A 15430-nucleotide genomic window follows, 5' to 3' on the forward strand; every position below is an offset into this window, starting at 1 on the left:
CTCTCGCCGCGAGCGGTCCCCTTATTCAGTTCGGCTTATCGCGCCGCAAAAGCCGATTGTCCACATTGCGCAATGTCACAGACGATCAGATTTCATGACCGGGCGCACAAGGTTTGTGATCGTAGGTAACATTGAATCCCGCGACTGGCGGTCGCGGGATCCTGAAAGAGCAGCCTCTCAACGCGGCCGTTTCGGTCCCCGAGCAGCCTAGCCGGGCTTCCTGAACCTATAGATGAACTGATCGGTATGCCCCCGCAGGCTGGGGTCGAACACGGTCTTGGAATAGTCGTCCTTGTCGTTGCGCAGGACCTTGCTCTCGTCGACGAACTTGAAGCCCGCGGCCTCGACCTCGGCCTTGACGATGGCTGGGTCGATGCGGTGGACCGTGTCGGCGGCCTCGACCGGCGTTCCCGCGGGGGCCGCGTGATCGACGATGATGTAGTAGCCGCCCGGCTTCACGGCGGTGAAGATCTGCTTGTTGACCGACGCGACGTCCAGGTTGAAGCGCTTCAGGTGCAGGTCGTGATAGTTCTGGGCGGTCCAGAACACGTCCACCGGCTCCGGCAGCGCGAAGGCCGTGAACCCGGCCTGCACTACCTCGATATTGCCATAGGCCGGATCGGCGGCCACCGCGCGGATCGGCGGCGGTGCGGCCGGCGGGGGCGCATTGGGCGGCGGCTGGTTGATCACCGCATAGACCTTGCCCTTGGGCCCGACGGTCTTGGCGAAGATGCGCGTGAAATAGCCGCCGCCGGGGATGAAGTCGGCCACCTTCTGACCAGGCTTCACCCCGGCGAATTCCAGCATCTCGGCCGGCTTGCGATCGGCGTCGCGTTTGGTGTCGGCCTCCGGGCGCCCCTTGTCGGCCACGGCGGCGGCGACCGCTGCGGAGGGGGCGGCCTCGACGGAGGCGGCGGACATGACGAACGCCGCGCAAGCGGCCAAAAGAAGACTGCGTTTCATCGGTCTCTCTCCCATCGGCGCGCTCTTCCGGTCGCCGTCATTGCGTAGGTAGGGGCGACCATTCCTCATCGTAAGGTAGAGGCGCAAATATGGCGTCCAGCATCGCCTCATCGACCTCTTCCGGCGTGGCCGGGTTCCAGCACGGGGCGTTATCCTTCTCCACGATCACCGCGCGCACGCCTTCGAGGAAATCGTGGCGCTGCACCACCCGCGCGCCGATCCGGTATTCCATGGCCATGTTGTCGGCGAAGCTCGCAACCGCCCCGCCCAGCCGGAGCTGGCGGAAGGCGACCTTCAGGGTCTGGGGCGACTTGGTGGCCAGCACCTTGAGCTGTTCGCGGGCCCAGTCGCTGTCGGCGGCCTCGAGCGCCGCCAGGATCGCCTCGACGCTGTCGGCGCCGAAGATCCGGTCGATCTCGTCCTGGTGGGCGGCGAGCGGCGGACGACCGGCGTCGGCCTCGAACTCCGTCAGGATCGTCTCGAGGGCGGCCGGATCGGCGACGATGGCGGCCTTCAGCTCGGGAATCCTGGCGCTTTCCACGAAGTCGGTGGCCACGCCCACCAACTCGCAGTCGGCGGCCTTGATCCGCGCGCCGGTGAGCGCCAGCCACAGGCCGATATGGCCGGGCATGCGCGGCAGGAACCAGCCGCCGCCCACGTCGGGGAACAGGCCGATCCCGGTCTCGGGCATGGCGAAGGTGGTCTTCTCCGTGGCCACCCGGTAGCCCGAGGGCATGGCCAGGCCGACTCCGCCGCCCATGGTGATGCCGTCCATGATCGTGACGACAGGCTTGGCGTAGCCGAACAGCAGGTGGTTCAGCCGGTACTCGACGAAGAAGAACTCCCGCGCCGCCTTGCCGTCCCCCGCCCCGCTCTCGGCCAGCATGCGGATGTCGCCGCCGGCGCAGAAGCCGCGCTCGCCCGAATGGTCCAGCAGGACCAGCTCGACGGCCGGATCGTCGCGCCAGTCCAGCAGGGCCTGGGTGATCGCCCGGCACATGGCGGTGTTCAGCGCATGCAGCGCCTGGGGCCGGTTGAGCGTGATGCGCCCGACCTTGCCTTCGATGCGGGTGAGAACGTCGTCCGTCATGGTCGCCAAGCCTCGTGTCGGGAGTATCGATCCGCCGTTATCACACCCGATTGCGACCACCATCGGAAACAGGTCAGGAACGCCTCAAGACTTGCGCATGGCCAAAGGATCGGTCACAGCGCGGGATCATGACCCGAGCCCCCCTCGCCGCCTATCCCGCCCTGCGACTTCGCCGCCTGCGCCAGGCCGACTGGATCCGCCGGCTGGTGCGTGAAAGCGTCCTGACTCCCGCCGACCTGATCTGGTCGATGGTGGTGCATGAGGGCGACGGCGAGGTTCCCGTGGCGTCCATGCCGGGCGTCTCGCGCCTGTCGGTCAAGGAGGCCGCCAAGGCCGCGGTGGAGGCCCGGAAGCTCGGCATTCCGGCCATCGCCATCTTCCCGCACATCGACGGCGCCAAGAAGGACGCCTCGGGCCTGATGGCCCACGATCCCAACGGCGTCATCGCCAACGCCATCAAGGCCATGAAGGACGCGGCCCCCGAGGTCGGCATCATGTGCGACGTGGCGCTCGACCCCTTCACCGACCACGGCCACGACGGCGTGATCGAGAACGGCAAGATCCTCAACGATCCGACCATCGAGCGACTGGTCCAGCAGGGCCTGATGCAGGCGCAAGCCGGATGCGACATCCTCGCCCCCTCCGACATGATGGACGGGCGCTGCGGGGCGTTGCGCCAGGCCCTGGAGGGCGCAGGCCTGCAGGACGTGATGATCATGTCCTACGCGGCCAAGTACGCCTCGGCCTTCTACGGCCCGTACCGGGACGCCATCGGCTCGGGCAAGCTGGGGACCGGCTCTGTCGGCAATCCCGGCGACAAGAAGACCTACCAGATGGACTCGGCCAATTCAGACGAGGCGCTGCGCGAGGTCGCCCTGGATATCGCCGAGGGCGCCGACATGGTCATGGTCAAGCCTGGCATGCCCTATCTCGACATCGTCAGCCGGGTGGTCGAGGCCTTCGCCATGCCGACCTTCGCCTTCCAGGTCTCCGGCGAGTACGCGATGATCATGGCCGCGGCCCAAAACGGCTGGATCGACGAGGAACGCGCCATCCTGGAAAGCCTGGGCGGCTTCAAGCGCGCCGGGGCGGCCGGCGTGATCACCTATTTCGCCCCGCGAGCGGCGCGGCTGCTCGGAGCCTAGCTGGGCTTTTCCAACCGCGTCACCAGGCTGGACGTATCCCAGCGGGCGCCGCCCGAAGCCTGCACCTCGGCGTAGAAGCCGTCGACCATGGCGGTCATGTCGAGGGTCGCGCCGTTGGCCCCGGCCTCGTCCAGCACCAGGCCCAGGTCCTTGCGCATCCAGTCGACGGCGAAGCCGAAGTCGAACTTCCCCTCGCTCATGGTCTTCCAGCGATTGTCGAGTTGCCAGGACTGAGCCGCGCCCTTGGAGATCGCTTCATAGACCTCGGCGGGGTCGAGGCCCGCGCGCCTGGCGAAGTGCAGGCCCTCGGCCAGGCCCTGGACGATCCCGGCGATGCAGATCTGGTTGACCATCTTGGTGAGCTGGCCCGCGCCGGGCCCACCCATCCGCCGCACCGCCTTGGCGAAGGCTGAGATCACCGGTTCGGCGCGGGCATAGGCCGCGGCGTCGCCGCCGCACATGACCGTGAGTTGGCCGTTCTCCGCGCCCGCCTGGCCGCCGGAAACCGGGGCGTCCACGAACCAGCGTCCGCCCTGCCCCGCCCGGTCCGCCATCTCGCGGGCCACGGTGGCCGAGGTGGTGGTGTGGTCCACGACGATCCCGCCATCGGCCATGGCCGGCAGGACCTGGGCCGTGACGCCGCGCACGTCGTCGTCATTGCCAACGCAGAGGAAGACGATCTCAGCTCCGGCGGCGGCCTCGGCCGGGCTCACACCCGCCCGTCCGCCATGAGTCGCCACCCAGCGGACGGACTTCTCGGGGCTGCGGTTGAACACCGCCACCTGATGGCCGGCCTTGGCCAGATGGCCCGCCATGGGGAAACCCATCACCCCGAGTCCGACGAATGCGACCTTCATGCACGTCCCCGATTCAATACGCTCAACGCCATCTTAACGAGCCCCGTCCACCTTGCGATGGAATCAGAGTCACCGGGGTCGAGTCATGGCTGTGGGCGAAGCCCCAATCCTGATCAAGAAGGTCAAGAAGGTCTCCGGGCACGCCCACCATGGCGGCGCCTGGAAGGTGGCCTATGCGGACTTCGTGACCGCCATGATGGCCTTCTTCCTGCTGATGTGGCTGATCAACACCACCAGCCCGGAACAGAAGCGCGGCATCGCCGACTATTTCGCGCCGGCCAGCGTCTCGGAGACCACGTCCGGCTCGGGGGGCATCCTGGGCGGCACGGCGCTCGGCGATGACGGCGCCAAGGGCGCCGGCTCCATGTCGATCATCGAGGACAAGGCGCCCGAGTCGAAGGTCCAGGACAACGGCAGCTCGATGGAGGCCGGCAAGGACATCTCGCCCCAGACCACCGAGGAAGCCCTGCGCGAGGCCCTGGCCAAGCGCGAGGAGGCGGCGTTCGCCTCGGCCGCCCAGTCCCTTCGCCAGGCGCTGCAGGACATGCCCGAACTGGCGGAACTCTCGAAGAACATCCTCATCGACCAGACGCCGGAAGGCCTGCGCATCCAACTGATCGACCAGGAAGGCCGCTCGATGTTCAACACCGGCCAGGCCCAGCCCAACGACCGCGCCAAGCTGCTGCTGCGCGCCGTCGCCAAGATCATCAACCGCCTGCCGAACCGCGTCACCGTCTCCGGCCACACCAGCGTCAGCGCCTCGGGGGCCAAGCCGGATGGCGACTGGTCGCTGTCCAGCGGCCGCGCCGACGCCTCGCGCCGGGTGCTGCAGGCCGCCGGCGTCGATCCCGACCGCGTCTACCAGGTGTCGGGCAAGGCCAATTCCGAGCCGCTGTACCCGGACGACCCCACCCTGGCCGGAAACCGCCGCATCGCCATCGTGCTGCTGCGCGAAGCCCCGGTCCTGCCCCCGGACAGCGGACTCCAATGATCGAGCTCGGCCTGTGACGTTTGGGAGCTTGCGCCTGAGCTTCCCATGACGCCTAATCCCTCCAGGCGTAGTGGTTCGAAAGCGATCGCAAGTCCGTGACGCAACACTTTCCGACGCGACAGCTCAGGTTCTTCCTGACCGCACCTTCGCCGTGTCCCTATTTGCCTGAGCGACACGAGCGGAAGGTCTTCGCCCACTTGCCGCTGTCGGATGGGGCCAGCGTCAATGACAGCCTGACCCAGGTCGGCTTCCGCCGTTCCCAGAACATCGCCTACCGCCCGGCCTGCGAGGCGTGCGCCGCCTGCGTCTCGGCGCGCATCCCAGCCAAGGACTACGTCTTCTCGCGCTCGGAGCGCCGGACCCTGGCTCGCAATGAAGATCTGGAACGCCACCTGGTCGAGGCCGAGGCCACCATGGAGCAGTTCGACCTGCTCCGCCGCTACCTGGTGAGTCGCCACGCCAATGGCGGCATGGCCGAGATGACCTGGCCCGACTATGTCGCCATGGTCGAGGACACGGCGGTCCGCACTCACATCATCGAGTATCGCCTACGCTCGCAGGACGGAGGTCCCGGAGACCTGATCGCCTGTGTCCTGGTCGACCTGATGAGCGACGGCCTGTCGCTGGTCTATTCGTTTTACGACCCGACCCTGACCAAGCGCAGCCTGGGCTCGTTCGTGATCCTCGACCACGTGGTCCAGGCCTGCCTGACCAGCCTGCCCTATGTCTATCTGGGCTATTGGGTCCGGGGCTCGGAGAAGATGGACTACAAGGTCCGCTTCTCGCCCATCGAACTGCTGCGGCCGGAGGGCTGGTCGTTGATGTCCGCGCGCGACCGCATGCGGATCATGGAGGCCTGAGCATCCCGCATCGTTGACAGCCGCGCCGCACGGTTCTCACATGCCTCCCAACGAAGCCCTGAGAGCTTCCCCAGGAGGTCACCCATGGATCCTGCGCTCGAAGCCTTTCGCGGCGAGGCCCGCGCCTGGCTCGACGAGAACTTCCCGCCATCCCTGAAGGGCCAGGGCGCCCTGATGATGGCCGAGGGGCCGGCGCCGGACGACGCCGACTTCAGGCATTGGAAGCAGCGGATGGGAGACCGCGGCTGGGGGGTCCCCACCTGGCCCGCGGCCTATGGCGGCGGCGGGCTTACGGTCGCCGAGACCCGCGTCCTGCGCGAAGAGATGGCCAGGATCGGCGCCTGGAACCCGATCGGCGGCATGGGCGTGATGATGTTCGGCCCGACCCTGCTGGAATATGGCACGGAGGAACAGAAGCAGCGCCACATCCCGTCCATCGCCAATGGGACGCTTCGCTGGTGCCAGGGTTATTCCGAACCAGGCTCGGGATCGGACCTGGCGTCCCTGCAGACCAAGGCTGAGGATATAGGTGAATATTTCCTCGTAAACGGCTCAAAAATATGGACTTCTGGCGCTCAGTATGCCGACTGGTGCTTCTGCCTGACGCGGACCGATCCGACCAGGAAGCATGAGGGGATCAGCTTCCTGCTCATCGACATGCGCACGCCGGGGGTGGAGACGCGGCCGATCCTCCTGATCTCTGGGTCCTCGCCGTTCTGCGAGACCTTCTTCACCGACGTGAAGGTGCCCAAGGAGAACCTGGTCGGGCCGCTGAACGGGGGCTGGACCGTGGGCAAGCGCCTGCTGCAGCATGAGCGCAGCGGGATCAGCGGCGCCGATGGCGGCCGGGCCCAGCCCACCGCCAGGCCGCTGCGCGAGGCGGCCAAGCGCTACAAGGGCGTCGACGCGGACGGCGCGCTCGCAGACAGCGACATGCGCGCCCGTGCGGCCATGCTGGACATGGACCAGAAGGCCTATGCGCTCACCATCGCCCGCGTGGCGGCCGAGACGAAGAACCAGAACGGCCCCAGCGCGGCGACCTCGATCATGAAGAACGCCTATTCGCGGGCCGCCACCGACCAGGCCGAGATGATCGTCGAGGCCATGGGGCTGAACGGCCTGGGCTGGGACGGCGACGACTTCACGGCCGAGGAGTGGGCCGCGGGCCGGGCCTATCTGCGGGTCAAGTCCTCGACCATCGCCGGCGGCTCGCAGGAGATCCAGAACAACATCATCGCCAAGCGCATCCTGGGCCTTCCCGACACCACCCAGAACCGCTGACCGCGACGGGCTTCGTCAACAGCAGAGCTGGGCCCGTCCCCAGGCGGTGACCGAAGGCGCGTCGACCGCCGGCCCGCGGCTTGGTAAACTTGCGGCGTGTTCTTGTATCGGTCCGGATCAGTCGCATGACGCGCCAATTGCGCCTGGAGCTCCGGCGTCCGGTTTCGTACGCCCGCGAGCACTTCGTGCCGGGGCCGTCAAACGCCCAGGCCATCGCGATCCTCGACGCCTGGCCGGCCTGGCATGGCGGGGCGCTGGCCCTGTTCGGGCCGACCGGGGTCGGCAAGACCCACCTGGCGCGGCACTGGGCCGAGCGGGCCGGGGCGGTGATCCTGGACCGCGAGGACCCACAGCTCGGCGAGGCCGCCGGCCGGCCGGTGCTGGTGGAAGACGTCGACCAGGGCGTCGACGGCGAGGCCCTGTTCCATCTGATCAACATGGCGGGCCACAAGGGCGGCGGCTTGCTGCTCACCGCGCGCCAGGCGCCGGCCGGCTGGAGCGCGGCGCTTCCCGATCTGCGCTCGCGGCTCAACGCCCTGCTGACCGCCGAGATCGAGGAGCCCGACGATGTGGTCCTTGAAGGTGTCTTGAGGAAATTCTTCCGGGAACGGAGCATTCGTCCGCCCCGCGAGGTCTTCCCATACCTGTTGCGACGTATGGAGCGGTCGATCCCGGCGGCGCGCGAGATCGTCAAGCGCCTGGATGAAGCCGCCGACGACGCGGGGCGGCCCATTTCGCGGGCGCTGGCCCGGCAAATTCTTGAGGACGATACGGAGAATCTTGACCTTTTCGACGGATGACTTGTTGCTGTCACACGGTTCGTCCAGAACCAGAACATGGCGTGCGCGGTCAGCAAAAGTGGCCGCCGGTCTTGCGTTCGACCGCGCACATTTAATGAGTTCGAGCGGGTTCAGGCCTTACAATGTCGATCTCCGTTGAACCCGCTCAAGGGGATACTGCATCCATGACCTACGCCGCGCCGACCAAGACCGCTGACGCGAAACCGCTCGCGTTCGACGCGGAGCTTGCCGGCTCGCCGGAGCGGTTCATCAACCGCGAACTGTCGTGGCTGGCCTTCAACGAGCGGGTGCTGGGCGAGAGCAAGAACCCCCGCCACCCCCTGCTGGAACGCCTGCGGTTCCTGTCGATCTCGGCCAACAACCTCGACGAATTCTATATGGTCCGGGTGGCCGGACTGAAGGCCCAGGCTCGCGAGGGCGTCCGCGTGGTGTCGCAGGACGGCCTGACGCCGGTCGAGCAACTGCTACGGGTCAACGCCGAGGCCGCCGACCTGATGCTGGACCAGCAGACCCGCTGGCTGCAGCTTCGCGAAGAGTTGGCCGGTGAGGGCCTGACCGTCGTCCAGTCGCATGAGGTCAGCGCCGCCGACAAGCTGGCCCTGGAGCCCACCTTCGTTTCGCGCGTGTTCCCGGTGCTGACGCCGCTCGCCATCGACCCGGCCCACCCATTCCCGTTCATCCCCAACCTCGCCTTCTCGCTGGTCATGAAGCTGAAGCGAGTCTCAGACGGGCGGCTGCTCTACGCCCTGGTCCCGATCCCGGCCCAGGTGGCGCGGTTCTGGGAACTGCCGCCCGGGCCATCCCGCCGCAAACGACCGCATCGGCGGTTCATCAGCCTGGAGAGCATGGTCGCGCTGTTCCTCGACCATCTGTTCCCTGACTCCGAGGTCGAGGCGGTCGGCGTGTTCCGCCTGATCCGCGACAGCGACGTGGAGATCGAGGAAGAGGCCGAGGACCTGGTCCGCGAGTTCGAGGTGCGCCTGAAGCAGCGGCGCCTGGGTTCGGTCGTGCGGGTCGAGCTCGAGGCGGCCATGCCTGAGGAACTGCGGTCCTTCATCGTCGGCAACCTGCACGCCCAGAACGAGGACATCATCCTGATCGACGGCCTGCTGGGCCTGGATGAGCTCAGTCAGCTGATCCCGAAAGACCGTCCCGACCTGAAGTTCAAGCCGTTCGAGGCCCGCTTCCCCGAGCGGATTCGCGACCACGGCGGCGACTGCTTCGCCGCCATTCGTGACAAGGACATCCTGGTCCACCACCCGTTCGAGAGCTTCGACGTGGTGGTGCAGTTCATCCGCCAGGCCGCCCGCGATCCCAATGTGCTGGCGATCAAGCAGACCCTCTACCGGACCTCGTCGGACAGCCCGATCATCGCGGCCCTCATCGAAGCGGCCGAGAACGGCAAGAACGTCACCGCGCTCATCGAGATCAAGGCGCGGTTCGACGAGGAGGCCAACCTGAAATGGGCCCGCGACCTGGAACGGGCCGGGGTCCACGTCGTGTTCGGCTTCGTGGAGTACAAGACCCACGCCAAGCTCTCGATGGTCGTCCGCAAGGAGGGCGACACCCTTCGCACCTACTGCCACTTCGGGACCGGCAACTATCACCCGGTCACCGCACGGATCTATACCGACCTGTCGCTGTTCACCTGCGACCCGGCCATGGGCCGCGACTCGGCCCGGCTGTTCAACTTCATCACCGGCTACGCCCGGCCCGACGGGCTGGAGAAGCTGTCGCCCTCGCCCCTGACCATGAAGGCCGATCTGCTCACCTTCATCATGCGCGAGGTGCAGAACGCCCGGGCCGGCAAGCCCGCCGCCATCTGGGCCAAGCTGAACTCCCTGGTCGACCCGGTGATCATCGACGCCCTCTACGAGGCCAGCCAGTCGGGGGTCTCCATCGACCTGGTGATCCGCGGCATCTGCTGTCTGCGCCCCGGCGTGCCTGGCCTGTCCGAGAACATCCGGGTCAAGTCGATCGTCGGCCGCTTCCTGGAGCACTCGCGGATCGTGGCCTTCGCCAACGGCGGCGTCATGCCCTCGGCCGAGACCCGGGTCTTCATCTCCTCGGCCGACTGGATGCCCCGCAACCTCGACCGGCGGGTGGAGTGCCTGACCCCCGTCGAGAACCCCACCGTCCACCAACAGGTCCTGCAACAGATCATGGTGGCCAATCTCAAGGACGAAGCGCAAAGCTGGACGCTCGACGCGGACGGCCGCTATACCCGGGATCCATCATGGGACCACCCGGGCGCCTTCTCCGCGCACGAGTACTTCATGACCAACCCGAGCCTCTCCGGCCGGGGACAGAAGGTGAAGGACATGCCGCGCGCGATCGATCATGTGGCCTCGCGCGGATAGCCGAGCCCAGCTAGGCCAGATGCAGTCGCAAGCGCCGCTTTCCGGCGCGGCTGGCGTTCGCCAGGCCGCGGTCATCGACATCGGCTCCAATTCCGTGCGCCTGGTGATCTACCGGCTGGAAGGCCGCGCGATCTGGACCGTCTATAACGAAAAGGCCTTGGCGGGCCTCGGCCGGGACCTGACGGTCACCGGACGGTTGTCGCCCCAGGGCGTGGAGACCGCCCTGGTCGCCCTGCGCCGCTTTCGCGCCGCCCTCAGCGGCTGGAACACCGCCGAACTCTTCGTGGTCGCCACCGCCGCTGTGCGCGACGCCGCCGACGGCGCCGCGTTCATCCGAAAGGTCGAGGACGAGGCTGGCCTGACCATGCGGGTGCTCTCCGGCGCGGAGGAGGCCCGCTACGCCGCCCTGGGCGTACTGGCCGGGCAGCCGGACGCCGCCGGCGTGGTCGGCGACCTGGGCGGCGCCAGCCTGGAATTGGTGCATCTGGATCCCCACGCCCCGCGCCACGGCGTCACCCTGCCGCTCGGCCCGTTCGCGCTGGGCGCGCCCAGGGTGCTGGACGTGGAACGCACGCGCAAACACATCGTGGCCGAGTTGGATCTGGCCGCGCTGGCCTTCCGAACCCGCGAATTCCACGCCGTCGGCGGCGCATGGCGCAACCTCGCCCTGCTGCACATGGAGATGGCCGACTATCCCCTGCGGGTCGCTCACCAGTATGAGATGAGCCGATCGGACGCGGTGGACGTCGCCCGCTTCGTCGCCCGCCAGTCGAAGGGATCGCTCGAGCGGATGCAGGGCCTCTCCAAGAAGCGCTTCGACACCCTGCCCTATTCGGCCCTGGTGCTGGACGCCCTGATCGAGCGGCTGGGCGTCGAGCGGGTGGTGATCTCCGCCTATGGCCTGCGGGAGGGCCTGCTGTTGGAGGCCATGCCGACCGAGGAACAGGCCCGCGACCCGCTGATCGAAGGCTGCGCGGCCCTGACCATGGTCCATGGCCTGGCCAACGCCCTGCCGGACGCCCTCGAGCGCTGGCTGGCGCCGGCCATCGGGGCCCTGCCGCCGGTGTTCGGGCCACGCGAGGCGACTCTGACCGCCGCGGCCTGCCGGCTGGCCGACCTGGGCGCGCGGCTGCACCCCGACCATCGCGGCGAGCTCGCGTTCGAACAGGTGCTGCGTGCGCCGATCGCCGGCATGAACCACCCCGAGCGCGCCTTCCTGGCCAGCGCGGCCTTCGCCCGGCACAATTCGAGCCCCAGCACGCCGGAACCGGGGACGATCACCCGGGTGCTCACGACCGAGCGCCGCCAGCGGGCGCGGGCGCTCGGCTCGGCCATCCGGCTGGGCTGCGACCTCTCGGCTCGCAATCCGGCCCTGCTGGAGCGGTCGACCCTGCGGGTCGTGGGCGACAGCCTGGTGCTCACCGCCCAATCCGGCTGGTCTGACATGCTGCTGGGCGAACAGACCGCCAAGCGCGCCCAGACATTGGCCCAGGCCCTGCGCCTGAAGCTGCAGGTGGGCTGAGCCGGCCCGTTGCGCGACGCGCGAGCGGCGCTCGAGGCTGTGCGCCGAGCCCCCTGCGAGATCAACAAAACACTCAACCTTCATGCGGGTGTGATCAACGCGACCGATGAGTACGCCGACGAGGTCGTCGGCTCGAGCGACGGCCGGCCCTATACGGAGGCAGGCGGACTTGGCGTGGTTGGACGGGAATATTTTGTCAGGCTGTCGGCGCGCTTCCCGCGCGCTCGCCCTGGTCATCGCGATCGGGGCGGCGACGCCAGGTCACGCGGCCGAGCGGGCCAGGAATGTCATCCTGTTCATCGGTGACGGCATGGGTGTCTCGACGCTCACCGCGGCGCGGATCTTCGATGGCCAGCGCCGCGGGGTCGACGGGGCGTCCAACCGGCTGTCCTTCGAGGCCTTTCCCGACCTGGCCCTGGTCCGCACCTATTCGGCCGACAGCCTGGTCACCGAGTCGGCGGCCGGCGCCTCGGCCATTCTCACCGGCCGCCGCACGCTGAACGGGGCGCTGGGGGTCACCGACAAGGTGGTGCGCGACGACTGCGCCTCGGCCAAGCTCGCCACCGCCCCGACCCTGGCCGAACTGGCCAAGCAGGCCGGGAAGGCCACGGGCGTGGTCTCCACCGCCGCGATCACCGACGCCACGCCCGCCTCGCTCTACGCCCACACCGCGTCACGCCAGTGGCAGGCCGACGCGGACTTGCCTCCCGCCGCCGCGGCCGCGGGTTGCGTCGACATCGCCCGCCAGATGCTGGACGGACCCAAGCCGCTGCAGCTCGACGTCATGCTGGGCGGCGGGCTTTCGGCCTTCACATCCGCCGACGACGCCGGGCGACGGCTGGACGGTCGCGACCTGACCGCGGAATGGCGCAAGAGCGGCGGAGCCTATGTGGAGACCGCGTCGGCGCTCTCGGCGGTTCCCAAGGGCACGACGCGGCTGCTCGGGCTGTTCGCGCCGGGCAACATGATGCGCGAGACCACCCGCAAGCTCTCGGAGGCGGACGCCCCGCGCCTGGTCGAGATGACGGTCAAGGCCATCGAAATCCTCTCCCAGGACAAGGACGGCTTCTTCCTGATGGTCGAGGGCGGGCTGATCGACAAGGCCCACCACCAGGGCCTGGCCCATGAGGCGCTGAACGAAACCATCGAGCTGTCGCAGGCGGTGGCCGCCGCCGTCGCCATGACCGATCCGGCCGAAACCTTGATCATCGTCACCGCCGACCACAGCCACGGCCTGACCATCAACGGCGGGGCGCGGCGCACGGCGATCCTCGGGCTGGCGCCGGGAACGGACGACGACCCCGCCTTGGCGGTCGACGGCAAGCCGGTTCCGATCCTGATGTACTCCACCGGGCCGGGCGCCCCCTCGCCAGGTGAATTCCGCCCCGACCTCTCCAGGATCGACACCGCCGATCCTGACCAACGCGGGCTGGCGACGATCCCTCTGGCCAGCGCGGCCCATACCGGCGAGGACATCGCCGCCTACGCTCAGGGCCCGGGCGCCCAGCGCATCCGCGGCCTGATCGACCATCCGGCGGTGTTCCAGGCCATGCGCGAGGCCCTGGGGCTTCCAGACCGCTAGGCCGCCATCGGCGCCTGGCTCAAGGCGCGGGCGCGGTCGGCCTCCAGCCGGCGCGGGGCTTGGCGCCGCGTGCAGCGGCCCTAAGGTGCACGGCCCCGGCAACCAGGAATCGGCCGAACGATGAGCTCCCGTCTGGCGATCTTCCATCCGGCGGGGAAACTCGGCCTGGGCCAGAACTTCTTCGGCAAGGACGTCGCCAATCTCGACCTCTACCGGGCCCTGGTCGCCCATGGCGGGTTCGAGGCCATCGACATCCTGACCCTCGTCCAGGTTGGGCTCGATCAAGTGGCCCCTGCCCTGACCCAGGGCAGGCCCACGACGACCAAGCTCGGCATCGACAGCATCCTCGCCACCCAGCGGGCGGTGGCGGCCGGCGCCCTTCTGCGCGGCCAGCCGGACCTGGCCGACCTCGCCTGGCTGCGCCGCCAGAACGCGTCGGACCGGGCCTACAGCCTGGTCGGCCTGATCCACACCATCGCCCCGCCGGCCAGCCGCATGAGCCTGGCGCTGAACCAGCTGGCGCCGATCCAGCCCTGGGACGCGCTGATCTGCACCTCGCCGGCCGTGCAGGACGCGCTCACCGAGATGTTCGAGGCCTGGGGCGACTATCTGGGCCACCGGTTTGGCGATGGCGGGCGCCGCGCGATCCCGAAACTGCCGCTGGTGCCGCTGGGGGTGGACGGCGCCCGGTTCCATGCCCTGGGCGACCGACCAGAGGTCCGCGCCAGGATGCGGAGGGAGCTGGGCCTCGGCGAAGACGATGTCCTGGTGCTGTGGGTCGGGCGGCTGTCGTTCTTCGAGAAGGCTTTCCCGCAGCCGATGTTCGCGGCCGTGGAAGAGGCGGCCCGGGCGACCGGTAAGAAGATCCATTTCGCCCTGGCCGGCTGGTTCCCCAATGAGCCGGTGCACAAGCCGCTCTACGAAAAGGCCGCGCGCGCCTATGCGCCCTCGGTCACCACCCACTTCCTGGACGGCAACGATCCGGAAGTGGTGGGCGGCGCCTGGGCCGGCGGCGACATCTTCCTGTCCCTGGTCGACAACATCCAAGAGACCTTCGGCATCACCCCGATCGAGGCCATGGCCGCGGGCCTTCCCGTGGTGGTCAGCGACTGGGACGGCTATCGCTACACCGTCCGCGACGGCCAGGAGGGGTTCCTGATCCCCACCCTGGGCGCGCCGCCGACCAACGGCCAGGGCCTGGGCCTGGCCGCGCGTCACGCCGTGGGCATGGACGCCTATCAGCACTATGTCGGCGCGGTGGCCCAACACACCGCCGTGCATGTGGGCCGCGCCGCCCATGCCCTGGCCGCCCTGATCGCAGACCCGGCCCTGCGCGCCAGGATGGGCGCGGCCGGCCGCGAGCGCATCCGCACAACCTTCGACTGGCCGGTGGTGGTGGGCGAGATCCGCGCCCTGCTGGACGAGCTGGCCGCGATCCGCGCCGCGGCCGGCGACGTCGAGCCGAGCCACCGCGTCCATCCGGTCAAGGGCAATCCCTTCGCCGATTTCGCCGGCTTCGCGACCCAGATTCTCGCGCCGGAAACGCCGCTGACCCTGCGGCCCGGCGCCGACCCCGCGAACCTGGTGCGGACCGATCTCGACAGCCACGCAAGCGTGTGGCGGGCCAGTCCGGCCGAGTGCGCCCAGATCTGCGGCCTGCTGGCCAACGGTCAGGCCGCCACGGTCGGCGACGTCCTGGCCCTGTTCCCGCCCGCGCGCGGCGCGGCGCTGGAGCTCGCCATCGTCTGGATGGCCAAGCTGGGCGTCATCGACTGGCTCTAGCGGCGGCCGGCTCCTGGCGAAACGCGCATAGCAAGAGGGCGACGCCGCGGTCGCCCGCTGCGTCGCCCTCTCATCCAGACCCCGTGGAGGGTCTGCGCCTTGAGGTCGTTGACGTTTCCGGTTGGCAGGGTTGCCCCAACTCGCCTTGTCCGTCGCCGTTGCCCCACGTTGTCCAGCTCCAGGTCGCCCCTTCGCCG

Annotated in this window: 12 protein-coding genes; 9 read left to right on the forward strand and 3 right to left on the reverse strand. The window is 68.7% G+C overall.

Features of this window, described 5'->3' with window-relative positions; translation table 11 throughout:
* Positions 1 to 207: 207 nt before the first annotated feature.
* Complete coding sequence (locus V6M51_RS14670) at positions 208 to 921, reverse strand: class I SAM-dependent methyltransferase (protein ID WP_332768296.1); 714 nt, start codon at positions 919 to 921, stop codon at positions 208 to 210.
* A gap of 79 nt (positions 922 to 1000) precedes the next feature.
* The gene (locus V6M51_RS14675; RefSeq protein ID WP_332768298.1) at positions 1001 to 2053 is read right to left on the reverse strand and encodes an enoyl-CoA hydratase/isomerase family protein; all 1053 of its coding nucleotides are present in this window, start codon (positions 2051 to 2053) and stop codon (positions 1001 to 1003) included.
* A gap of 128 nt (positions 2054 to 2181) precedes the next feature.
* Between V6M51_RS14675 and hemB the strand changes: the two genes are divergently transcribed.
* Complete coding sequence (gene hemB, locus V6M51_RS14680) at positions 2182 to 3198, forward strand: porphobilinogen synthase (protein ID WP_332768299.1); 1017 nt, start codon at positions 2182 to 2184, stop codon at positions 3196 to 3198.
* Here hemB and V6M51_RS14685 read toward each other — a convergent pair.
* Positions 3195 to 4055: an NAD(P)-dependent oxidoreductase gene (locus V6M51_RS14685; RefSeq protein ID WP_332768300.1), complete on the reverse strand. Its 861-nt coding sequence runs from the start codon at positions 4053 to 4055 to the stop codon at positions 3195 to 3197. The genes hemB and V6M51_RS14685 overlap by 4 nt on opposite strands.
* Positions 4056 to 4140: 85 nt before the next feature.
* On the opposite strand from V6M51_RS14685, the gene V6M51_RS14690 reads away from it, so the two are divergent.
* The 8 genes from V6M51_RS14690 to V6M51_RS14725 all read left to right on the forward strand — a co-directional run bounded on the left by V6M51_RS14690 (position 4141) and on the right by V6M51_RS14725 (position 15233).
* Positions 4141 to 5046 carry a flagellar motor protein MotB gene (locus tag V6M51_RS14690; RefSeq protein ID WP_332768301.1) on the forward strand — a complete coding sequence of 302 codons (906 nt, stop codon included), beginning with the start codon at positions 4141 to 4143 and terminating at the stop codon, positions 5044 to 5046.
* Between the two features lie 95 nt (positions 5047 to 5141).
* The gene (locus V6M51_RS14695) at positions 5142 to 5906 is read left to right on the forward strand and encodes an arginyltransferase (protein ID WP_332768303.1); all 765 of its coding nucleotides are present in this window, start codon (positions 5142 to 5144) and stop codon (positions 5904 to 5906) included.
* An 84-nt stretch (positions 5907 to 5990) separates the two neighbouring features.
* Positions 5991 to 7187, forward strand: a complete 1197-nt coding sequence (locus tag V6M51_RS14700; protein WP_332768305.1) for an acyl-CoA dehydrogenase family protein — start codon at positions 5991 to 5993, stop codon at positions 7185 to 7187.
* A 125-nt stretch (positions 7188 to 7312) separates the two neighbouring features.
* A complete protein-coding gene (locus V6M51_RS14705; RefSeq protein ID WP_332768306.1) occupies positions 7313 to 7987 on the forward strand; it encodes a DnaA ATPase domain-containing protein in 675 nt (224 codons plus the stop codon).
* Between the two features lie 164 nt (positions 7988 to 8151).
* Positions 8152 to 10347: an RNA degradosome polyphosphate kinase gene (locus V6M51_RS14710; RefSeq protein WP_332768308.1), complete on the forward strand. Its 2196-nt coding sequence runs from the start codon at positions 8152 to 8154 to the stop codon at positions 10345 to 10347.
* A gap of 19 nt (positions 10348 to 10366) precedes the next feature.
* Positions 10367 to 11869 carry a Ppx/GppA phosphatase family protein gene (locus V6M51_RS14715; protein WP_332768310.1) on the forward strand — a complete coding sequence of 501 codons (1503 nt, stop codon included), beginning with the start codon at positions 10367 to 10369 and terminating at the stop codon, positions 11867 to 11869.
* A 193-nt stretch (positions 11870 to 12062) separates the two neighbouring features.
* Positions 12063 to 13451, forward strand: coding sequence for an alkaline phosphatase (locus V6M51_RS14720; protein ID WP_332768312.1), 1389 nt, complete (start codon positions 12063 to 12065; stop codon positions 13449 to 13451).
* 120 nt (positions 13452 to 13571) lie between these two features.
* Positions 13572 to 15233, forward strand: coding sequence for a glycosyltransferase family 4 protein (locus tag V6M51_RS14725; RefSeq protein ID WP_332768313.1), 1662 nt, complete (start codon positions 13572 to 13574; stop codon positions 15231 to 15233).
* The last annotated feature ends 197 nt before the right edge of the window (positions 15234 to 15430 follow it).

The organism is Phenylobacterium sp., from assembly GCF_036677185.1.
Classification (GTDB): domain Bacteria; phylum Pseudomonadota; class Alphaproteobacteria; order Caulobacterales; family Caulobacteraceae; genus Phenylobacterium.

What these genes read in the sequence shown, in the direction of transcription:
- V6M51_RS14670 (WP_332768296.1), bottom strand. Translation starts at nt 921, where the DNA reads ATGTCCGCCGCCTCCGTCGAGGCCGCCCCCTCCGCAGCGGTCGCCGCC.
- V6M51_RS14675 (WP_332768298.1), bottom strand. Translation starts at nt 2,053, where the DNA reads ATGACGGACGACGTTCTCACCCGCATCGAAGGCAAGGTCGGGCGCATC.
- hemB (WP_332768299.1), top strand. Translation starts at nt 2,182, where the DNA reads ATGACCCGAGCCCCCCTCGCCGCCTATCCCGCCCTGCGACTTCGCCGC.
- V6M51_RS14685 (WP_332768300.1), bottom strand. Translation starts at nt 4,055, where the DNA reads ATGAAGGTCGCATTCGTCGGACTCGGGGTGATGGGTTTCCCCATGGCG.
- V6M51_RS14690 (WP_332768301.1), top strand. Translation starts at nt 4,141, where the DNA reads ATGGCTGTGGGCGAAGCCCCAATCCTGATCAAGAAGGTCAAGAAGGTC.
- V6M51_RS14700 (WP_332768305.1), top strand. Translation starts at nt 5,991, where the DNA reads ATGGATCCTGCGCTCGAAGCCTTTCGCGGCGAGGCCCGCGCCTGGCTC.
- V6M51_RS14705 (WP_332768306.1), top strand. Translation starts at nt 7,313, where the DNA reads ATGACGCGCCAATTGCGCCTGGAGCTCCGGCGTCCGGTTTCGTACGCC.
- V6M51_RS14710 (WP_332768308.1), top strand. Translation starts at nt 8,152, where the DNA reads ATGACCTACGCCGCGCCGACCAAGACCGCTGACGCGAAACCGCTCGCG.
- V6M51_RS14715 (WP_332768310.1), top strand. Translation starts at nt 10,367, where the DNA reads ATGCAGTCGCAAGCGCCGCTTTCCGGCGCGGCTGGCGTTCGCCAGGCC.
- V6M51_RS14725 (WP_332768313.1), top strand. Translation starts at nt 13,572, where the DNA reads ATGAGCTCCCGTCTGGCGATCTTCCATCCGGCGGGGAAACTCGGCCTG.